The organism is Streptomyces sp. NPDC098789, assembly GCF_044759975.1.
GTDB lineage: Bacteria > Actinomycetota > Actinomycetes > Streptomycetales > Streptomycetaceae > Streptomyces.
Genome location: NZ_JBIWAJ010000004.1, coordinates 345,552 through 364,365, shown reverse-complemented (window position 1 = coordinate 364,365; position 18,814 = coordinate 345,552). Strand labels below are relative to the sequence as shown.

The 18,814-nt window shown below is 72.8% G+C and carries 19 protein-coding genes; 12 read left to right on the top strand and 7 right to left on the bottom strand.

The window, feature by feature from the left end; genetic code table 11:
• Nucleotide 1: 1 nt before the first annotated feature.
• Nucleotides 2-1,231 (bottom strand): alpha/beta fold hydrolase, encoded by a 1,230-nt coding sequence (locus ACIQWR_RS11705; RefSeq protein WP_404007008.1) that lies wholly within the window; start codon nt 1,229-1,231, stop codon nt 2-4.
• 117 nt (nt 1,232-1,348) lie between these two features.
• Between ACIQWR_RS11705 and ACIQWR_RS11700 the strand changes: the two genes are divergently transcribed.
• Nucleotides 1,349-1,969, top strand: a complete 621-nt coding sequence (locus ACIQWR_RS11700; RefSeq protein ID WP_404007502.1) for a TetR/AcrR family transcriptional regulator — start codon at nt 1,349-1,351, stop codon at nt 1,967-1,969.
• A gap of 322 nt (nt 1,970-2,291) precedes the next feature.
• On the top strand, nt 2,292-3,893 hold the full coding sequence (locus ACIQWR_RS11695) for a TROVE domain-containing protein (RefSeq protein WP_404007005.1): 1,602 nt from the start codon (nt 2,292-2,294) through the stop codon (nt 3,891-3,893).
• A 4-nt stretch (nt 3,894-3,897) separates the two neighbouring features.
• Here ACIQWR_RS11695 and ACIQWR_RS11690 read toward each other — a convergent pair whose 3' ends face one another.
• A complete protein-coding gene (locus ACIQWR_RS11690; protein WP_404007003.1) occupies nt 3,898-5,031 on the bottom strand; it encodes a DUF5954 family protein in 1,134 nt (377 codons plus the stop codon).
• Nucleotides 5,032-5,357: 326 nt separating this feature from the next.
• On the opposite strand from ACIQWR_RS11690, the gene ACIQWR_RS11685 reads away from it, so the two are divergent.
• The 6 genes from ACIQWR_RS11685 to ACIQWR_RS11660 all read left to right on the top strand — a co-directional run bounded on the left by ACIQWR_RS11685 (nt 5,358) and on the right by ACIQWR_RS11660 (nt 11,941).
• Nucleotides 5,358-6,248 carry a helix-turn-helix domain-containing protein gene (locus ACIQWR_RS11685; RefSeq protein WP_404007000.1) on the top strand — a complete coding sequence of 297 codons (891 nt, stop codon included), beginning with the start codon at nt 5,358-5,360 and terminating at the stop codon, nt 6,246-6,248.
• A gap of 180 nt (nt 6,249-6,428) precedes the next feature.
• On the top strand, nt 6,429-6,551 hold the full coding sequence (locus tag ACIQWR_RS11680) for a hypothetical protein (RefSeq protein WP_404006998.1): 123 nt from the start codon (nt 6,429-6,431) through the stop codon (nt 6,549-6,551).
• Nucleotides 6,552-6,786: 235 nt separating this feature from the next.
• Nucleotides 6,787-7,827: a tryptophan--tRNA ligase gene (gene trpS, locus ACIQWR_RS11675; RefSeq protein ID WP_404006996.1), complete on the top strand. Its 1,041-nt coding sequence runs from the start codon at nt 6,787-6,789 to the stop codon at nt 7,825-7,827.
• A 216-nt stretch (nt 7,828-8,043) separates the two neighbouring features.
• Nucleotides 8,044-9,456: a family 2B encapsulin nanocompartment shell protein gene (locus ACIQWR_RS11670; RefSeq protein ID WP_404006993.1), complete on the top strand. Its 1,413-nt coding sequence runs from the start codon at nt 8,044-8,046 to the stop codon at nt 9,454-9,456.
• Nucleotides 9,457-9,593: 137 nt separating this feature from the next.
• Nucleotides 9,594-11,027 carry a family 2 encapsulin nanocompartment cargo protein terpene cyclase gene (locus tag ACIQWR_RS11665; protein ID WP_404006990.1) on the top strand — a complete coding sequence of 478 codons (1,434 nt, stop codon included), beginning with the start codon at nt 9,594-9,596 and terminating at the stop codon, nt 11,025-11,027.
• 14 nt (nt 11,028-11,041) lie between these two features.
• The gene (locus ACIQWR_RS11660) at nt 11,042-11,941 is read left to right on the top strand and encodes a geranyl diphosphate 2-C-methyltransferase (protein ID WP_404006987.1); all 900 of its coding nucleotides are present in this window, start codon (nt 11,042-11,044) and stop codon (nt 11,939-11,941) included.
• A gap of 43 nt (nt 11,942-11,984) precedes the next feature.
• Here ACIQWR_RS11660 and ACIQWR_RS11655 read toward each other — a convergent pair whose 3' ends face one another.
• Together ACIQWR_RS11655 and ACIQWR_RS11650 are read right to left on the bottom strand one after the other, a co-directional pair.
• Complete coding sequence (locus tag ACIQWR_RS11655; protein ID WP_385779646.1) at nt 11,985-12,413, bottom strand: MarR family winged helix-turn-helix transcriptional regulator; 429 nt, start codon at nt 12,411-12,413, stop codon at nt 11,985-11,987.
• A gap of 5 nt (nt 12,414-12,418) precedes the next feature.
• A complete protein-coding gene (locus ACIQWR_RS11650) occupies nt 12,419-12,838 on the bottom strand; it encodes an SRPBCC family protein (RefSeq protein ID WP_404006984.1) in 420 nt (139 codons plus the stop codon).
• Nucleotides 12,839-13,019: 181 nt separating this feature from the next.
• Between ACIQWR_RS11650 and ACIQWR_RS11645 the strand changes: the two genes are divergently transcribed.
• From ACIQWR_RS11645 to ACIQWR_RS11635, 3 genes are all read left to right on the top strand, one after another.
• Complete coding sequence (locus ACIQWR_RS11645; protein ID WP_404006981.1) at nt 13,020-13,631, top strand: trimeric intracellular cation channel family protein; 612 nt, start codon at nt 13,020-13,022, stop codon at nt 13,629-13,631.
• Between the two features lie 99 nt (nt 13,632-13,730).
• Entirely contained in the window at nt 13,731-14,105 is a 375-nt protein-coding gene (locus ACIQWR_RS11640; protein WP_404006978.1) for a tyrosinase family oxidase copper chaperone, read from the top strand.
• A 65-nt stretch (nt 14,106-14,170) separates the two neighbouring features.
• Nucleotides 14,171-15,037 (top strand): tyrosinase family protein, encoded by an 867-nt coding sequence (locus tag ACIQWR_RS11635; RefSeq protein WP_404006975.1) that lies wholly within the window; start codon nt 14,171-14,173, stop codon nt 15,035-15,037.
• A 90-nt stretch (nt 15,038-15,127) separates the two neighbouring features.
• On the opposite strand, the gene ACIQWR_RS11630 is transcribed toward ACIQWR_RS11635, so the two are convergent.
• Together ACIQWR_RS11630 and ACIQWR_RS11625 are read right to left on the bottom strand one after the other, a co-directional pair.
• Entirely contained in the window at nt 15,128-15,406 is a 279-nt protein-coding gene (locus ACIQWR_RS11630) for a chaplin (RefSeq protein ID WP_385779656.1), read from the bottom strand.
• Between the two features lie 114 nt (nt 15,407-15,520).
• On the bottom strand, nt 15,521-15,853 hold the full coding sequence (locus ACIQWR_RS11625; RefSeq protein WP_404006972.1) for a hypothetical protein: 333 nt from the start codon (nt 15,851-15,853) through the stop codon (nt 15,521-15,523).
• Nucleotides 15,854-16,003: 150 nt separating this feature from the next.
• Between ACIQWR_RS11625 and ACIQWR_RS11620 the strand changes: the two genes are divergently transcribed.
• A complete protein-coding gene (locus ACIQWR_RS11620) occupies nt 16,004-17,482 on the top strand; it encodes a carboxylesterase/lipase family protein (RefSeq protein WP_404006969.1) in 1,479 nt (492 codons plus the stop codon).
• On the opposite strand, the gene ACIQWR_RS11615 is transcribed toward ACIQWR_RS11620, so the two are convergent.
• Nucleotides 17,460-18,779 (bottom strand): alpha/beta hydrolase, encoded by a 1,320-nt coding sequence (locus ACIQWR_RS11615; protein ID WP_404006966.1) that lies wholly within the window; start codon nt 18,777-18,779, stop codon nt 17,460-17,462. The two genes, ACIQWR_RS11620 and ACIQWR_RS11615, sit on opposite strands and share 23 nt — an antisense overlap.
• Nucleotides 18,780-18,814: the final 35 nt, after the last annotated feature.

Here is an 18,814-nt window from a genome sequence, read left to right as displayed (position 1 = left end):
CTCAGGCGGCGACCCGCCCGCTCAGCGTGCGGTCCAGCCAGTCGTAGATCCGGGCGAAGGCCAGTCGCTGCGCGCCCGCCTGGCAGTGTGCCTCGGCGCCGTCTTCCGCGGTGAAGGTCAGGAGGGTCTTCTCGCAGGTCAGGTGGGAGTACAGGGCCTCCGGCTGCCCCTTGAAGAAGCCGTCGTCCTCGGCGGAGCACACCAGTACCGGGCAGGTGATCCGCTCGGCGATGCCGTCACGCAGGTGGTAGTCGAGGTAGGCGGCGCAGAACGCGCGCGGGGTGTCGACGCCCATGGTGAACATGCCTTGTTCCATCGCCCACTTGGCGATGGGGGAGGCGGCCATGGCGGCCTCCAGCGCCGCGTCGATCTCGGGAGCCTGCGGGGCGCGCAGCCGCTCCTCCGCCTCCTTGCGGGGCAGCGGGATGGCGGCGGTGCTGATGTCGCCGAGGTCGTAGACGCCGTCGAGCGCGACGACGGCCGCGATCCGGTGGTCGAAGGCGGCGGCGCGGGGCGCGAGGTAGCCGCCCATGCTGACTCCGAGCACGCCGATGCGCTCCGGATCCACCCCGGGGAGCGTCAGGACGTGGTCGAGCACCGGCGTGACGACGTTCTCCCAGTCCGGCCTGAAGTGGAGCCCCTGGCGGTGCAGGGTGCCGGGCTGTCCGGGGCCGTCGAAGGTGACGACGGCGTATCCGCGCTCCACGGCGGCCGCCGCGCCGAAGAAGTGCATCTCCTCGGCGGTCCCGTCGAAGCCGTTGAACATCACGAGGGTGGGCAGCGCCGCGTCCCCGGTGTCCGCGGGGCGGTAGAGGTACCCCGGGAGGGTGGTGCCCTCGTAGGGGATCTCGATCGGCTCGACGGAAGGAGTGAACAGTGCGGCGGCCTGCCGGAAGCAGCGGACGGAGGCGTCGTAGGCGTGCCGGATGCGGGGATCGGCACTGTTTCCGTGCAGGAAGAACTCGGCGGAGCGGTAGTAGTTCGAGGCGCGGAGGAACCCGTCGCGCGCACTGACCGGGTGGCCGCCCGCCAAGGAGGTGCGGGCCTCGGCGTCGACGCGCTCGGCGGTGGCGCGCCAGTTGTCGTGCCAGCTGTCGTAGTCGCCCGGGGTGATGCGCTGTGCGGTCACGACGACCTCCCCGAAGTCGGCGCCGCCGTAAGTGATGTGGCCGAGCATCCGCAGGGTCTCGTACCAGAACGAGGGGTGCTCGGGGAAGAAGAGCGGCTTCATGGAGGCTCCTAACGCAGTGGATTACTGCTTTTAGGAAACCGTACGCCTGGGTGCGCCATTAACGCAATCCGTGGCTGCGTTAAGATGTTCCTCGTGAACGAGCAGCCCGACGTGCCGATCCACCACGCCCCCGAGCCCGCCCCCGAGCCGGCGTCCCCGGACCGCCCCGCCGCGCGCCGCCCGGGCGGGCGCAGCGCCCGGGTCCGCGCCGCCGTCCACCAGGCCGTCACCGACCTCATCGCCGAGCGCGGATACGGCACCTTCGCGGTGGCCGAGGTCGCCGCCCGGGCCGGGGTGGCCGACAGCAGCGTCTACCGCCGCTGGGGAACCCTCGAAGCCCTGCTGATGGACGTGGTCGTCAGCCGGCTGACCGAGCGCTCGCCCGTGCCCCACACCGACAGCCTCGCCGACGACCTGCGCGCCTTCGCGGCCAAGGCCGCCGAGGACGTCTCGGGGCCGGACGGTCTGGCACTCCTGCGGACCGTGGTCACCGTGCTGGCCACCGGCCCCTCCGGCGAGGCCGCCCGCGACCGGTTCCTCGGCGCCCGCGCCGAACAGCTCCAGGCCATGCTCGACCGGGCCCGGGCCCGCGGCGAGGAGCCGCCCGAGGTCCTGGACGTGCTCGACGTCGTCCTCGCGCCGATCTACCTGCGGATGCTGTTCGGCGTCGGACCCCTGACACCGCAGTACGTCGACACCCTCGTCGACCGGCTGCTCGCGGCGCGCCGACCGCGGTGACCCGCCCGGGCCCGGGCGGCCACCGAGCAACGGCCACCGAGCAGCGGTCACCGACCGCCGCCGTAATTCGCTGGCGCGCCGTCGCCCGAGCCGCATACGGTGACGCCGCGACCGCGCCCCGATGCGCCCGGCTGCGGCTACTTCCTTCTGACAACCAAGTGACGCCGCCGCCCCTTTGATCTCGGGAGCGCGGTCGTCTTCCGCCCCGCCCCGTCCCGTTCCGATCGGCGACGGACGCGCGGGCCGGTCCGTCCGCTCGCTCCGGATCCGGGGGGATTCACTGCCTCGTCACACCCAACGCGTTTCCAAGGTCTGGTCCGAGATGCTCGTGGCCGCGCACGTCTCGACCGCCGCCCGCACCCCGTCCGACCCCGGGATCCACCACAGGCCCCGCCACACCTACGAGGGCGGCCCGGTCCGCGCGCGCGAGCCCCGGGAGGAACTCTTCCTGCTGGCCGTCGGCAACTTCGTGACCCAACGCACCTTCTACGAGGGCGGCCAGGAGCGCGACGAACGCTACGCCCGCCTCGTGGGCCAACTCGCCGTCGAGGATCCGGTGTGGACCGCGGGCCTGCTGCGCTGGCTCCGCGGCGAGGGCAACATGCGTACGGCGTCGCTGGTGGGCGCGGCCGCGTACGTCCGGGCCCGGCTGGCTGCCGGGCCGACCGCGGCCGGGCCCGCGGGCCCCTCGAACCGGTCCGTGATCGATTCGGTGCTCCAGCGCGCCGACGAGCCCGGCGAGCTGCTCGCCCACTGGACCTCCGCCTACGGGCGCAACGTGCCCCAGCCCGTGAAGCGCGGCCTCGCCGACGCCGTCCGCAGGCTGTACACCTCCCGCTCGCTGCTGAAGTACGACACCGCCTCCCACGCCTTCCGCTTCGGCGACGTGCTGAACCTCGTGCACGCGTCCCCGGACCCCGAGAAGCCCTGGCAGGGCGCGCTGTTCCGGCACGCCCTGGACCGCCGCCACCACCCGGAGGGCGCGCTGCCACCGGCCTCGGACCGGATGCTGGGCGCGCACCGGGCGCTGCTGGCGGTGCCGGTCGACGAGCGGCGCGCCGCGGTGACCGGGCCCGGCGGCGCCGAGCGGCTGGCCGCGGCGGGCCTGACCTGGGAGGCCCTGGCGGGCTGGCTCCAGGGGCCGATGGACGCCGCCGTCTGGGAGGCCGTGATCCCCTCGATGGCGCCGATGGCACTGCTGCGGAACCTGCGGAACTTCGACGAGGCCGGTGTCTCGGACGAGGTCGCGGCCCGGGTCGCCGCACGGCTCTCGGACGCCTCCGAGGTCGCCCGGTCCCGACAGTTCCCCCTGCGCTACCTCGCCGCCCACCGGCACGCCCCGTCGGCGCGCTGGGCGGACCCGCTGGAACGGGCACTGGGGCATTCACTGGCCAACGTGCCCTCGCTGCCCGGCCGGACGCTGGTCATGGTCGACCGGTCCGGCTCCATGTACTACGACACCGTCTCCGAGCGGTCCCGACTGACCAGGGCGGACGCGGCGGCCGTGTTCGGCACCGCGCTCGCGATGCGCGCCGAGCAGGCGGACCTGGTCGAGTTCGGCTGGTCCAGTGCGCTGGTCCCCTTCCGGGCGGGGGAGCCGGTGCTGGAGGTGCTGGAGCGCTTCCACAACCTCGGCGGCACCGAGACCACGAAGGCGGTGCGCACCCACTACCAGGGCCACGACCGCGTCCTGATCGTCACCGACGAACAGGCCGCGCGCCCCCGTCCCGGCGCGCCGGGGGACCCGGTCCCGACCTCGATCCCGGTCCACACCTGGAACCTCGCCGGCTACCGACCCGCCCACGGTCCGACGGGGCCCCACCGGCACGCCTACGGGGGCCTCACGGACGCCGGGTTCCGCTTGATCGGCCTCGTCGAGGCCGGCCAACGGGCCGTGTGGCCGTGGACGACGCGAGAGACGTAGCCCGTCAGTCCCCGGGAAGGTCCCCGGGAAGGCCTTCGGGATCATCCTCGGGGTGCTCCTCGGGGACGACGCGCCCGTCCTCGTCCAGCGCGAGGTGGATGCGGGTGGGCTCCTGGCTGTTGGAGTCGGAGGGCCGCGGGCCCTCCGGCCCGTCGGGCCCCCAGCGCAGCAGGCGCCGCGTACGGGCGATCTGGTAGGCGGTGCCCTGGAACTCCAACCGGTTCACGCGCCCGACGCGCAGGGCGTCGGCGGCCCCCGCGTACTCGGCCAGCTCCGCCTCCGGCGCACCGGCGGCGACGGCGTCGGCGACCCGGCTCCGCGCGTCCGCGCCCATGTCGGCGTCGACGGGGATGAGCCCCCGCATCCGGGGCCACGCCCACGTCAGGGTGAAGTCCATCGACTTGCGGGCTTCGTGCGCGCTGACGTGCGGGCCGCTGACCGGCTCCCAGTTCCGGGGTCCCGTCTGCTCCACGACGGTGAAGGTCGGCGGCAGCAGCAGCACGTCCGGGTGGCTGTCCAGGGCCCGCCGCGAGTCGGCGAGCACGTCCTCGGGGTAGCGCGCCCCGCTGTAGCGCAGGCCGCGCAGGGCCAACTGTTCGAGCGCCCGGGTCGGCGGGACGGGCTCGTCCGGGTCCAGCAGCAGGGCGTCGTCGATGTCCGGCCCCCGGGCACCACGGGTCCAGTCGGGCACCAGGGGCTCCGGATCGGTCGGGCGCGGCAGTTCGATCCCGTCCGGCCCCGAGCCCGCGTACTCCTCGGCGCGGACGACCCGGTACCGGGTCCCGCCCGCCTCCAGATCGTCGACCCGCTCGCTCTCCAACCGGGCCACCGCGGCCAGCAGTTCGCGCCGCTCGGCCCTGTCCTTCGCCTCGTCCTTCGCGCGGAACCAGAGCTTCGAGTTCAGGCTGTCGCGCGCCAGCTGGGGGCAGGGGTTGATCACCGCGATGACCACCCGCCACCGCGCCCCGTCCTCGGGACCCTGCGCCGCGACCCCGAACAGGGGACCGCGCACGACGACCTCGCCGGCCCTGGCCACGGCGTCGACCGCATCGGCCTCCACCGCGGCCTCCACCGGCTCCACGGGAACCCGCACCACGATCGGCCGCGCCCCGCCCCGTCCCGCATCCCCATGCTCCATGCCCCCATCCTGACGACCGGACCCCCGCCCCGCTGCCGATTCGGGGAACCCTCCCCCTCCCGGGTCCCGGGACAGCCGGTTCCGGCCAGCGCGCCGCGCAGCCCGTGCCGCCCGGCCCGGACGGCGCCGCGCAGCGACTCCCGCACGGCCGCGGCCTGCGGGTTCAAGCCAACTGCCCGGTACCCCGCCCGACACGGTCTGGGATGCTGATCCCCGATCCGGACGTGCTGGGGGGACGGGTCCGTCCCCCCGACGGGGCCGGTCCGAAGCCGCGCCCCCGTCGCCACGGGAGGGAGCCCGGGAGGGAGCACGGGAAGGGGAGGGACATGACGGTGCTCACGAGCGCGGGCCCGGGGCTTCGCGCGGCCGGTCGGGGGATCGAGGTGACCCGGGTCGGCGTGGCCGGCCGGTGGCGGGTGACCCGGCCCTGGCCGGCCCACCTGCGCCCGATCGTGCACAGCTACGCGGGCTACTGGGAGGGGGCGGTCTCGCCCTTCCGGGTCAGGCTGGTTCCCACGGGCCGGGCCGTCGTCGTGATCAGCCTGGGGGAGCCCTTCGCCCGGATCGACCGACAGGGGCACGCGAGCCCGTACCACCAGGTGACCGGCTCGCTGGTGGCCGGCCTGGAGAACGGCCCCCGGGTCTGCGACCACCCCGGCGGCCAGGAGGCGATCCGACTGGAGCTGACCCCCCTGGGCGCGTACCGGCTGTTCGCACTGCCGATGAGCGAGCTGACCGACCGGGTGGTCGAGCTGGGCGACGTCCTGGGACCCGAGGCCGCGGGGCTGGTGGAGCGGCTGGCGGCCACCGGCGACTGGGCGGCCCGGTTCGACCTGCTGGACCTGGCGCTGACGGCCCGGCTGGCCCGCGGCCCGCTGCCCGCACCCGAGGTGAGCCACGCCTGGCACCTGCTGTCCCGCGCGGGCGGCGCGATCCCGGTGGCCCGGATCGCGGCCGAAGTGGGCTGGAGCCAGGGCTACCTCACCCGCCGGTTCACCGAGCAGGTGGGCCTGACGCCCAAGACGTCCGGCCGGGTGCTGCGCTTCCACCGGGCCGTGCGACTGCTCACCCACGAGCACGCCCATCCCGCCGAAGTCAGCGCCGCCTGTGGCTTCTACGACCAGGCCCACCTCAACCGCGAGTTCCGCGTCCTGGGTGGGACCACCCCGGGCCAGCTGGCCGCCGCGCGGGTGACCGAGGGGGCCGTCGCGCTGTGACGGAGCAAGATCGGAAAGGGGCGGCCCAGGTCGGATTCGTCCAAGCCAGGCCGTACGTGGCTCAGTAGCGTCCCCTGTGTGGCCGACGGGCGCCCCCGCGGGGGCGCCCGGGATCCGCTACCGGCCGTCGCCGGAGCGGACCGAAAGCCACCTGAACCTGGTTCCGAAGGGGAGTACTCGATGGAAGACCTGCTGCGCATCCTCGTGTCCGGCGCGCTCACCGGCGGCTTGATCGCCCTCGTGGGGAGCCTCAGTCGACGCAACCGCAGTCGTCGCGAGAACGGAGACCGGAACGGCCGGTGACGTAAGTCCCCTCCCGCGGGACGTGTGGCCCTGGATCACCGGGGTGATCCGGGCTATGTTGGGGGCATGTCTACGTTGTCCTGTCTGTGCTGGTGGCGTCCCTTGTAGGGACGGCCACAGACTGGACACATCCAAGGGCCGTCCATGGGACGGCCCTTTTCGCATGCGCGGTGCGTGGTGTGCGGAGCCGGCCGGGTCCCTGGGGAGCGCCCGAACCGAGCGGCAGGAGCAGACCATGACAGAAACGACGACGCAGCCGGACCGCCACGAGGCGATCCGCGAGATCCGCCGCGACCCCGGCGCGTACCGGGTGTTGACGGGCGACCGGCCGACGGGCCGCTTGCACCTGGGGCACTACTTCGGGACGCTCAAAGGACGGGTGGAGCTCCAGGACCTCGGGGTGGAGACCTACGTGATCGTCGCCGACTACCAGGTCCTCACCGACCGGGACGTCGCCGAGCGGCTGCGGGAGCACGTGGAGGACCTGGTCCTGGACTACCTCGCGGCGGGGATCGACCCACGGCGCTCCACGATCTTCGCCCACAGCGCGGTCCCGGCCCTCAACCAGCTGATGCTGCCCTTCCTCTCGCTGGTCTCGGTCGCCGAACTGGGCCGCAACCCCACCGTGAAGGACGAGATCGCGCATTCGAGGCAGGCCGCGGTCAGCGGGTTGATGTTCACCTACCCCGTGCACCAGGCCGCCGACATCCTCTTCTGCAAGGCCAACCTGGTACCGGTCGGCCGTGACCAGCTCCCGCACCTGGAACTCACCCGGACCGTGGCCCGCCGCTTCAACGACCGCTACGCCACCGTCTTCCCCGAACCGGCGGCCCTGCTGTCGGCCGCGCCGGTCCTGCTGGGAACCGACGGCACCAAGATGAGCAAGTCCCGCGGCAACGCCATCGCCCTGGCCGCCACCGCGGACGAGACCGCCCGACTGATCAAGGGCGCCAAGACGGACGCGGAACGCCACATCACCTACGATCCCGACGCCCGGCCGGAGGTTTCCAGCCTCCTGCTCCTCGCCGCCCTCTGCCAGGACCGCGCCCCGGAGCAGGTCGCGCGGGAGATCGGCGCCGGCGGATCGGCGGCGTTGAAGCGGACCGTCACCGAGGCCGTCAACGACCACCTCGCACCGATGCGGGCCCGTCGCGCCGAACTGTCCCGCGATCGCACGCACGTACGAGCCGTGCTCCGGGAGGGCAACGAACGGGCCTGCGCGCAGGCGGACGCCACCCTCGCGGAGGTCCGAAATGCCATGAAAATGGCGTACTGACGGGCTCCACCGACCCCGCGCTCGGCCGAATCCATCTGGTCGGTGTCCAGATACCGTCAACGGCTCAGGCAAACCCCCAATCGCACAAGATCACTGCATCGAGGTAAATCCGACCGGCTCCGCCGAAGCGGACGGCGGCAGGCCGTTACGGTTCTGAACGGTTCTGGACCCATTGCCGGACATTCATTCCTTTACCTCGCTAAGGAAGCCTCGCTGATGACCGTTGACACCGGCCCCGAAGCCCAGTTGGAGCCGCCCCGGCAGTCCAGCCTGGGCACGGCGGCTGCCCGCAACCTCGCCACGACCACCAAGTCCGCGCCGCAGATGCAGGAGATCACCTCCCGCTGGCTGCTGCGGATGCTCCCCTGGGTGGAGACCAAGGGTGGCACGTACCGGGTGAACCGGCGGCTGAGCTACACCGTCGGCGACGGGCGCATCGAGTTCGTCCAGGACGGCGGCAACGTCCGGGTCATCCCCCGCGAGCTGGGCGAACTGGCCCTGCTGCGGGGCTTCGACGACGTGGACGTGCTGACCGCGATCGCCGACCGGTGCGTGCAGCGCGACTTCCGTGCGGGCGAGGTGCTGGCCGAGCGCGGCGCCCCCGCGGAGCGGGTCCACCTGATCGCCCACGGCCGGGTCGGTCAGACCTCCGTGGGCCAGTACGGGGACGTGGTGGCCGTCGCGGTACTGGCCGACGGCGAGCAGTTCGGCGAGGACGCCCTGCTCGACGCGGACGCCGTGTGGGACTGCACCGCCACCGCCGAGACGGCGGGCACCCTGCTCACCCTCTCCCGCGCCGACTTCGCCGCCGTACTGTCATTGGCGCCGGCCCTGCAGGCGCACGTACGGCACTTCAGCGCGCTTCCCCTGCAACGGCAGAACAAGCACGGCGAGGCCGAGATCGCGATGTCGGCCGGCCACACCGGCGAGGCCGAACTGCCCGGCACCTACGTCGACTACGAGCCCCATCCGCGCGAGTACGAACTGTCCCTCGCGCAGACCGTGCTGCGGGTCCACAGCAGGGTCGCCGACCTCTACAACGAGCCGATGAACCAGACCAAGGAGCAACTCCGGCTCACCATCGAGGCGTTGCGGGAACGCCAGGAGCACGAGCTGCTCAACAACCGGGAGTTCGGCCTGCTCCACAACGCGGCCTTCAAGCAGCGGATCCAGACCCACTCCGGTCCTCCCACCCCGGACGACCTCGACGACCTGCTCTGTCGCCGCCGCGGCTCCAAGTTCTTCCTCGCCCACCCGCGGACGATCGCCGCCATCGGACGGGAGTGGAACGCGCGCGGGCTCTACCCGGACCACGTCGACCTCGGCGGTCAGCAGGTGCCGGCCTGGCGCGGGGTGCCGATCCTGCCCTGCGGCAAGATCCCGATCACCAAGGAGAACACCAGCTCGATCCTCTGCATGCGCACCGGCGAGGACAATCAGGGCGTCATCGGCCTGCACCAGACGGGCCTGCCCGAGGAGTACGAGCCGGGCCTGTCGGTGCGCTTCATGGGCATCGACGAGCGGTCGATCATCTCCTACCTGGTCACCACCTACTTCTCCGCCGCCATCCTGGTCCCCGACGCCCTCGGCGTCCTGGAGAACGTGCAGATCGCGCGCAGGCGCGACTAGGCGCGACAGAAACACCCGTCCGACGTCCCCCGAGGGTCACGGCTGCCCGGGATCCCCGAGCTGCCCCGGACCCCCGCGGGCCGGACCGGCATGCCCGGATCCCGGGCAGCCCCTCCACGCCACCCAAGGAGTTACGGATGCCCGAGCCCGGGCTCTCCCCCCTGCAGTCGAGCCTGCCCGGTGCGGCGGCGCGCTTCGGCGCCCACGTCCTGGCGACCGCCCAGGCGTCCGCGCAGCCCCCCGCTGCCGACGCGGCCGTCGTCGCACCCGCCGTCCCGACTCCCGCGCAGCCCTCCCTCCCGGGTCCGCCGTCCGTCCCCGGCCTGTCCGCGGGGACCCCTCCCGTGGAGGTAGGGGAGGTAGGGGACGTACCGGCGCCGGCCCCCGCGGCGGTGCCCGTCCCGGTGGACCCGTCCCCGGACCTGGTCCCGGACGTGCGGCCGGACCCGACCCCGGAGATCTCCGCGGCGGGGTCCGTGGCCGGAGTCGCGGCCGCCCTGGAGCGGCTCCTGCGCGGCCCGAGCGGCCTGGGTACGGCGGGCCTGTACCTGGCGCCGACACCGGAGGTCGCGACGCACCCGGAGCCGGTCGCCGGCACGCCGATCCCCGGCCTCTACTACCACCCCGTGCCGGAGCCCGATCCGGCGCGCGTGGCAGAGGTCAGCCGCCGGATCAAGGCGTGGGCGCTGGACGAGGTCGATCTCTACCCGGACGAATGGGAGGACCAGTTCGACGGCTTCCTGGTCGGGCGCTACATGGTGGCCTGCCACCCGGATGCCCCCACCATCGAACACCTGATGGTCGCCACGCGGCTGATGGTCGCCGAGAACGCGGTCGACGACGTCTACTGCGAGGACCACGGCGGCTCGCCCATCGGCCTCGGCGGCCGGCTCCTGTTGGCCCACACCGCGCTCGATCCCCTCCACACGACGAAGGAGTACCAGCCGCAGTGGGCGGACTCCCTCTCGGCGGACGCGCCGCGGCGCGCCTACCGCTCCGCCATGCAGTACCTCCTGGGGCAGTGCACGCCGTCCCAGGCCGACCGGTTCCGGCACGACATGGCCCGGCTGCACATGGGCTACCTCGCCGAGGCGGCCTGGGCCCAGACGGAGCACGTGCCGGAGGTGTGGGAGTACCTGGCGATGCGGCAGTTCAACAACTTCCGCCCCTGTCCGACTATCACGGACACCGTCGGCGGTTACGAACTGCCCGCGGACCTCCACGCGCAGCCCGCCATGCAGCGGGTCATCGCACTCGCCGGGAACGCCACCACCATCGTCAACGACCTGTACTCGTACACCAAGGAACTCGCCAGCCCCGGGCGGCACTTGAACCTGCCCGTGGTGATCGCCGACCGCGAGGGCGCCTCCGAGCGGGACGCGTACCTCAAGGCGGTCGAGGTGCACAACGACCTCATGCGCGACTTCGAATCCGAAGCCGCCGCCCTGGCCGCCGGCTGCCCCGCGCCGAGCGTGCTGCGCTTCCTGCGCGGCGTGGCCGCGTGGGTCGACGGCAACCACTACTGGCACCAGACCAACACCTACCGCTACAGCCTGCCCGATTTCTGGTAAGGACGGAACTCTTCATGACCGGTACCGATTTCACCACCGCCACGACCGCGACCTCCGTCAGCGGCTCCGTGTTCATCCCGTCTCCGGCGACCGCCTACCAGGGGGACATCGCCCGTTACTGGGACCACGAGGCCAGGCCCGTGAACCTGCGCCTCGGTGACGTCGACGGCCTGTACCACCACCACTACGGCATCGGCGACGTCGACCACGCCGCCCTGGGGGACACGGGTGACAGCGCCTACGAGAAGCGGCTGATCGCCGAGCTGCACCGGCTGGAGTCGGCGCAGGCCGAGGTCCTGTTGGACAACCTCGGCGCCATCGGTTCCGAGGACACCCTCGTGGACGCCGGCTGCGGCCGCGGCGGCTCGATGGTCATGGCGCATCAACGTTTCGGCTGCAAGGTCGAGGGCGTCACCCTGTCGGCGAAGCAGGCCGAGTTCGGCAACCAGCGCGCCGCCGAACTCGGCATCCAGGACCACGTCCGCGCCCGGGTCTGCAACATGCTCCGCACCCCCTTCGAGACCGGCAGCGCCGCGGCCTCGTGGAACAACGAGTCGAGCATGTACGTCGACCTGGACGACCTCTTCGCCGAGCACTCCCGCGTGCTCCGGGTGGGCGGCCGGTACGTGACGATCACCGGCTGCTGGAACCCGCGCTACGGCCAGCCCTCGAAGTGGGTCTCCCAGATCAACGCCCACTTCGAGTGCAACATCCACTCGCGCCGGGAGTACCTCAAGGCGATGGCCGACAACCGCCTCGTCCCCCAGGCCGTGATCGACCTGACGCCCGACACCCTGCCGTACTGGGAGCTGAGGGCCACCTCCTCGCTGGTCACCGGCATCGAGGAGGCCTTCATCAACTCCTACCGGGACGGTTCCTTCCAGTACGTCCTGATCGCGGCCGACCGCATCTGAGCGACCGCGTCCGGCCGACGGCGCCCGACCGGCCGGGCCGCGACTAGGCCGTCTCGGCCGGGTGGGCGAGGCGGCCGAGCAGCGTGAGGGCGTCGTCGAGCGGGACCGGGCCGAAGAAGCCCGCGTCCACCTCCTCGACGGCGGCGATCGCGCGCGGCGCCAGCTCGGCGCCGAGGTCGGTCACGTGCAGTCGCTTGGCGCGGCTGTCGGCCGGATCGACCTCGCGGGCGACCAGGTCCTTCTGTTCCAGGGTCCGCAACACCTGCGAGGTCATCTTCACGTCGGTGCCCGCCTGCCGGGCGAGGGCCTGCTGGTTGGGGCGCTCGCCCCGGCCGTTCATCCACCAGGTGCAGGCGAGCAGCACGAACTGGACGTGCGTCAGGCCCAGCGGAGCCAGGGCCGCCGCGATGCCGCGCTGCCAGCGCAGCGTGGCGTGCCAGAGCAGGAAGCCGGGGCTCTCGCCGGGCTGCACCGCCCTCAGCCCCGGGCGGCCAGCGCGGTGAGCGCGGCCATCGTCTCGGGCCAGTCGGCGGTGATGCCGGGGCCGATCTGCGGGCCGACCTCGTCGGCGCCCGTACCGGTGATCTCCATCCGGTAGACGATACGGGTCCGGCCCTCGGGGAGCGGCGCGAGGGTGTGGGCCGTGCGCAGGACCAGCCCGCCCACGCGTGCCTCGTCGGTGAAGGACTCGCCGGCGACCAGGTCGGTGACCCGCAGTTCCACGGGGCAGTCCCCGGGCGGGGTCATGGTGATCCCGGCCCCGACGGCGAACGGACCCTCGAAGTCGATGCGCTCTATCTCGCCGTTCCAGGTTCCCCAGTTCGGTACGTCGGTCCAGAGCGCCCAGATCGCCTCGGCGGGGGCGTCGGTGTCCAGGCTGTGCTCGTAGTCCCACATGGGTGTCTCCTCGGACGTCGTCGTGCCGTGTTTTTTATCTGTGCACAGACTGTCTGCGCGCAGACTATCTGTCGAGGGAGCCGGGCCGCGGCGTGGCCGAACGGCCGATGCGCGGGGGATCGGAGCTCCGGCATCCTCGACGGATCACCCCGTCCCGCCCCCGCCCCGTGAAGGAGGCGCCGTGCTGCACGCCCTCTACCTGCTCGGCATCTCCGCCTTCGCGGCCTCCGGCGTGCTGGCCGCGCACCGCGCCAACATGGACCCCTTCGGCGGCTTCGTACTCGCCTTCGCCGCCAGCATCTCGGGCGGCACCCTACGCGACCTGATCCTCGACCGGCACCCCCTCTACTGGACCCACGACTGGGTGCTCCTCGTCCTCATCGCGTCGGTCGCCGCGGCCACCATGCTCTACCTGCGCCGATGGGAACTGCCCCAGCGGACGCTGATGGTGGTCGACGCCGTCGGCCTCGCCGTGGTCACCGTCATCGGAGCGCGCGCCGCCATCGACGCCCACGTCACCCCCGTCGCCGTGCTCATCCTCGCCGTCCTGACCGGGGTCACCGGCGAGGTCGTCCGCGACGTGCTGTGCGGCGAGTTCCCGCCGCTGCTGCTGCGCGAGGAGGTCTATGCGACGGCGGCGCTCGCCGGAGCCGGCTGCTACCTGCTCCTGCACTGGACCGGAGCCTCGGCCACCGTGGCGATCGTGGTCTCGGCGGGCCTGGTCTTCGCCCTGCGCATGGCGGCGGTCTTCGGCGACCTCCACCTGCCCCGCCTCCAGCGCGTCGGCAGCTGATCCGGGCGGCCGTTCCGGCGGGCCGCTCCCCGCGGCGGTGACCTCGCCCGCCGCGCGGCGTTAGACCCCGTGACGCAGCCACCGATCGAGGGAGAACGCATGCACGCGGCCACCGGCCCCACCGCTCCGCCGACGCGGCGCGCGGCCCTGCGCACGCTCTTCACGGCCGCGGTGGTCGCCGCCACCGCGGCCGCACTGGCGCCCGTACTGCGCGCCCGGCGCCCGGTGCAGACGGTGACCCCCGCCCCGTTCGCGGAGGAGACGTACCGGGGCCGGCACATCGCGATCGGCCGGACCGGGATCCGGATCGACGGGCGCCCGCTGCACGTCATGCGGCGCGCGGACGGCAGCTACCTCAGCGGGGTCAACCACTTCGAGTCCTTCGCGACGCCCATCGAGCTGGCCCGGGCGGCCGTCGACGAGCTGGGCACCGCCCGACTGGCGCTCGCGGCCGGCGCCCCGCACCACGGCTGAGACCCGGCGCGGCCGGACCGGACGGCCGTACCCGACGGGACCACGGGAAAGGGGAGGACACCGGCGTGTACACCCGGCAGAACCAGAAGAACCTCACCAGCGCGCAGAAGAAGCGGTTCACGGCCGCCGTGCTGGAGCTCAAGCGCAACGGGACCTACGACGCGTTCGTGCGCACCCACGACAAGTACTTCGTGCCGGACCGGGACCGCAAACTGCGGGTCGGTCACATGTCGCCGTCGTTCTTCCCGTGGCACCGGCGCTACCTGCTGGAGTTCGAGAAGCAACTGCGGGAGGTGGATTCCGGGGTCTCCATCCCGTACTGGGACTGGACCACCGACACCAGCCCCGTCTCCTCCCTCTGGGCCGAGGACTTCCTCGGCGGCACCGGCCGGGACGGCGACCACCAGGTGATGACCGGCCCCTTCGCCCACGCGGGCGGCAACTGGACGGTCACCGTCGGCGTCACCGAGTCCCGCTTCCTCACCCGCAACCTCGGCCGACCGCAGAACCCCATCGCGCTGCCCACCGCCGCCGAGCTGCGGACGGCGCTCGACGACCCGGTCTACGACACGGACCCCTGGGACTCCACGGCGCGGGCGGGCGGTTTCCGCAACAAGCTGGAGGGCTGGGCCGCGCCCAAGAGCGAGCGCTGGCGCAACCACAACAAGGTCCACCAGTGGGTCGGCGGGCACATGACGGGCGGCACGGCCCCCAACGACCCGGTGTTCTGGCTGCACCACGCCTTCGTCGACCTGGTCTGGGACCGCTGGCAGCAGCGCCACCCCGGGTCCGGCTACCTGCCCGCGACCCCGCCGCCGGAGTACGACCTCCAGCACGGCCGGGTGATCGCCCTGGACGAGCCGATGCCGCCGTGGGGCATCCCGCCGCGCGAGATGTTGGGGCACGTCGGCCTCTACCGCTACGAGGTCTGACCCGCCGCCACGCGTCCTGACACGAAGGAGGGCCCCCGCCGGTCGGCGGGGGCCCTCCTCACGGCACGGCCGTCATGCGGTGGCCGGTGATCAGCCGCCGTAGCCGCCCTCGGTGTGGTGGCCGCCGCCCGACGCGTTGACGCAGGTGGAGCCGAAGGCCGGGTTCAGCAGGGCGATCACGTTGACGGTGTTGCCGCAGACGTTGACCGGAACGTGGACCGGAACCTGGAGCAGGTTGCCCGAGAGGACACCGGGGGAGCCGACCGCCGCACCGTGCGCTCCGGCATCGGCCGCGGCCAGACCGGCGCCGGCGGCCAGGGCGCTACCGGCCGCAGCGGTGACGACGAGTGCCTTCGCGATACGCGACATCAAGATCTCCTACTGAGAAATGGGGTGCCGCAGAATCTGCGGCGTTTGACATGGCGTACAACGCAGCGACCGCCCGGGAGTCACGGCCCGTGCGCCCACCTGGTGGGGTCGGACCTACCCGGACAGCCGTACGGACGCGAAGTAGGCGGTCACGGGGGCGCTCGTCCGGGGCAGGACGTAGGCCACGGGCTGCCCCTTGCAGCCCTCGTCCCGGTACAGCGCGGCCTTCATTCCCGTCTGGTTGACCACGCCCCGCGAACTGCCGCCCTCCGCCGGGTGGCAGCCCGCGCGCGCCGGGACCGCGTGGGGCTTGTCGTCCTGGCCGATGTACTGGAAGTCCGCGCCGGCGGCCTGCGCCGTGCCCGCGGCTCCCGCCGCCGCGGCGGCGGCTCCGGCCAGCAGCAGCACTGGCCCGATGGCCGCCCGGATGGTGTGGTGGATGCGCATGGAGGTCTCGCCCCTCGGGGAACGTCTGGAAACGGCCGGTGCGGCTGCACCGCACGGGGTCCAACCCGCCCGGACCCGTCCCGGGTCACGCCTTGTCACCCGTAGGTGGCTGTGCGACGGTGCGCCCAGGAGCGGACACAGGAGGACGAGATGAGCGCAGCAGGAGCCCGCCCCAGGGCCACGACCAGGCACGGAGTGGTCGAAGGACGGGCCGAGGGCCGCGTCTTCGCCTTCAAGGGCGTCCCCTTCGCGGCCGCGCCCGTCGGTGCCCTGCGGTTCGCCGCGCCCGCGCCCCCGGACGCGTGGGACGGCGTACGCGACGCCGGTGCCTACGGGCCGACCGCTCCCAAGGTCCCCTACCCGCAGCGGTTCGCCGCGCTGCTCGCGGATCCGGACGTCCCCGGCGACGACTGCCTGAACCTCAACGTCTGGACGCCCGGGGCGGGTCCCGGCGACCGGCTGCCCGTCATGGTGTGGTTCCACGGCGGCGCCCTGCCCCGCGGTTCCGCCGCCGTGCCCGTCTACGACGGCTCCGCCTTCGCCCGCGACGGCGTGGTCCTGGTCTCGGCCAACTACCGGCTCGGCGTCCTCGGCTACGGGCTCTTCCCCGACGCCCCCGCCAACCGCGGGCTGCTGGACCAGATCGCCGCCCTGGAATGGGTGCGGGACAACATCGAGGCCTTCGGCGGGGACCCGGACCGGGTGACCGTCTTCGGCGAATCGGCGGGGGCGATCAGCGTCGGGGCCCTGCTCGCGGCGCCCCGGGCCGAGGGGCTCTTCGCGCGGGCGGTGCTGCAGAGCGGCGCCCCCGAGGTCCATCCCCGTGACCGGGTCCGCCCGATGGTCCGCCGGATGGCCTCGCTGCTCAAGGTGCCCGCCACCGCCGAGGCCTTCACCGCGGTGGAGCCGGACGCCCTGCTCGCCGCCCAGGCAGCCGTACTGCGCCGTTCCGGACCGCTGCTGGGCGGGCCCGCCTTCCTCCTGGTCACCGACCCCGACACGCTGCCCGAGGCCCCGCTCGACGCCGTCGCGGACGGCCGGGCGGCACGGGAGATACCCCTGCTGGTGGGCTGGACCGCGCAGGAGCACCGCCTGTGGCTGGCCCCCAGCGGGGCGATGCGGCTCTTCGACCAGCTGGGTCCGCTGGCGGTGGCGCTGGCCCGGCACCGCAGCGGCAAGGACCGGCTCGCGGTGCGGGAGCTGCGGGAGAACCTGCCCGGGGTGAGTCCGGCCGACCTGGTGGGCCGGCTGCTCACCGACCAGCTGCTGCGCGATCCGCTGCGGCGGCTGGCCGGGGCCCGCCGGGAGGCGCCCAGCTACCTGTACGAGTTCGCCTGGCCGTCCGGCCTGCCGGGGCTCGGCGCCTGCCACGCGCTGGAGCTGGGCTTCGTCTTCGACACCCTCGCCGTGCCCGAGAGCACGTGGTTGGCCGGCCCGGACGCGCCGCAGGCTCTGGCCGACGAGATGCACGCGGCCTGGGTGCGCTTCGCGGTCACCGGCAGCCCGGGCTGGGAGCCCTGGGACGGCAACGGCCCGCCGAAGACGTTCGGCGGGCCGGAGCGCGAAGGCGCGGAAGGGGACGCGGGAGAGGTGCGGCGGGAGGCCGCTACTCCACTGGTCCTTCCATGACCTTGCTGATGAACTGGATCGGACCCTCGCCCATGTTCGGCACGTAGGTCTTGGCGTTGTGCTGGCCGCCCGGGATGACGCGCAGGCTCGTGTGGATCGGACCCTTGGTGTAGGTCGCGATGAACTTCTGCACGTCCGGCAAGGTCTTCTTGTTGCTCTCGTTGTCACCCACCTGGAAGGCCAGGTAGACGTCCGGGCCCTTCTTGTTGATGAGTTCCTTGGCGAGGAGTTCGGGGTTGTTCGCGGCCTTCTCCTGCTCGTGTCCCTTCCAGAGCAGCGAGTCCGGGACGATGTCCGGGCCGGAGGCGATCACGGCCTTGAACTTCTCCGGGTACTTCAGCACGGCCTTGAGGCCCGCGAAGCCACCGGTGGAGGAACCCATGAAGGCCCAGCCGTCGCGCGACTTGATGGTGCGGAAGTTCTCCCGCATCAGGTCCGGGACGTCGTCGGTGAGCCAGGTGCCCATCTTGGGCTGACCCGGAATGTCGGATCCGTCCCAGTAGGTACCGTTGTCGTCGGGCGCCGGGTTCAGCACGGGCATGGCGAGGATGAAGGGCTTGCCCTTGCCCTCCTCGTACCACTTGCTGACGCTCTTCTGGAGGCCGAGGTCCGTGCCCATCCAGTAGTTGTTGGGGAATCCGGCGCCGCCCGGCAGGGCGATCATCACGGGGAAGCCGCTCTTGGCGAACTTCGGGTCGTTGTACTCCTTCGGAGCCCAGACCCAGACCTTGCCCTTGAAGCCGGACTTCTTGCCCGTGATGGTGGTGACGGCCACGTGCGTGCCGTCCGGCAGGGTCATCGAGTTCGCGAAGTCGGCCTTGGGGCCCGTGGGCATCAGGGCCTTGGAGTTGGCCGCCTGCGGCGCGTCGCCGCCCTTGCCGGCGCCCGGGGTGTCCCCGAAGGACACCGCGCTGCCCTTGTCCGTGAACGGCGGTATCTCGAAGTACGTCATCGCGGCCGCCGCGATGCCCGCGAGCGCGAGCACCGTGCCACCGGCGATCACCCAGCGCTTGACCCGCGACGGACGGCGCTCGGGCTCGGCCTCCGGGGCCACGTGCCCGCAGGTCGGGCACAGTTCGCCGGGCGCCACGCCCTGGTGGCGGTCCTGGCGCGGAGCCTGCTGCTGACCCTGGTACGGGCCCTGCTGCTGGCCCTGGCCGTACTGGTCCTGGCGCGGGTACTGCTGGCGCGGCAGCGGCTGGGTGTGCTGTGCCTGCTGGTAGGGCCCGTCGGGTCGCTGGCCCTCGGGCGGGTACGGCTGGTACGGCTGGTACTGCCCGTCGGGCGAATACGACATGTGCGGAGCTCTCCGGCTGTTATGGGCCCCGCACG

What these genes read in the sequence shown, in the direction of transcription:
- ACIQWR_RS11680 (WP_404006998.1), top strand. Translation starts at nt 6,429, where the DNA reads ATGGAAGACCTGCTGCGCATCCTCGTGTCCGGCGCGCTCACCGGCGGC.
- ACIQWR_RS11705 (WP_404007008.1), bottom strand. Translation starts at nt 1,231, where the DNA reads ATGAAGCCGCTCTTCTTCCCCGAGCACCCCTCGTTCTGGTACGAGACC.
- ACIQWR_RS11660 (WP_404006987.1), top strand. Translation starts at nt 11,042, where the DNA reads ATGACCGGTACCGATTTCACCACCGCCACGACCGCGACCTCCGTCAGC.
- ACIQWR_RS11640 (WP_404006978.1), top strand. Translation starts at nt 13,731, where the DNA reads ATGCACGCGGCCACCGGCCCCACCGCTCCGCCGACGCGGCGCGCGGCC.
- ACIQWR_RS11650 (WP_404006984.1), bottom strand. Translation starts at nt 12,838, where the DNA reads ATGTGGGACTACGAGCACAGCCTGGACACCGACGCCCCCGCCGAGGCG.
- trpS (WP_404006996.1), top strand. Translation starts at nt 6,787, where the DNA reads ATGACAGAAACGACGACGCAGCCGGACCGCCACGAGGCGATCCGCGAG.
- ACIQWR_RS11685 (WP_404007000.1), top strand. Translation starts at nt 5,358, where the DNA reads ATGACGGTGCTCACGAGCGCGGGCCCGGGGCTTCGCGCGGCCGGTCGG.
- ACIQWR_RS11670 (WP_404006993.1), top strand. Translation starts at nt 8,044, where the DNA reads ATGACCGTTGACACCGGCCCCGAAGCCCAGTTGGAGCCGCCCCGGCAG.
- ACIQWR_RS11665 (WP_404006990.1), top strand. Translation starts at nt 9,594, where the DNA reads ATGCCCGAGCCCGGGCTCTCCCCCCTGCAGTCGAGCCTGCCCGGTGCG.
- ACIQWR_RS11625 (WP_404006972.1), bottom strand. Translation starts at nt 15,853, where the DNA reads ATGCGCATCCACCACACCATCCGGGCGGCCATCGGGCCAGTGCTGCTG.
- ACIQWR_RS11690 (WP_404007003.1), bottom strand. Translation starts at nt 5,031, where the DNA reads ATGGAGCATGGGGATGCGGGACGGGGCGGGGCGCGGCCGATCGTGGTG.
- ACIQWR_RS11630 (WP_385779656.1), bottom strand. Translation starts at nt 15,406, where the DNA reads ATGTCGCGTATCGCGAAGGCACTCGTCGTCACCGCTGCGGCCGGTAGC.
- ACIQWR_RS11615 (WP_404006966.1), bottom strand. Translation starts at nt 18,779, where the DNA reads ATGTCGTATTCGCCCGACGGGCAGTACCAGCCGTACCAGCCGTACCCG.
- ACIQWR_RS11620 (WP_404006969.1), top strand. Translation starts at nt 16,004, where the DNA reads ATGAGCGCAGCAGGAGCCCGCCCCAGGGCCACGACCAGGCACGGAGTG.
- ACIQWR_RS11695 (WP_404007005.1), top strand. Translation starts at nt 2,292, where the DNA reads ATGCTCGTGGCCGCGCACGTCTCGACCGCCGCCCGCACCCCGTCCGAC.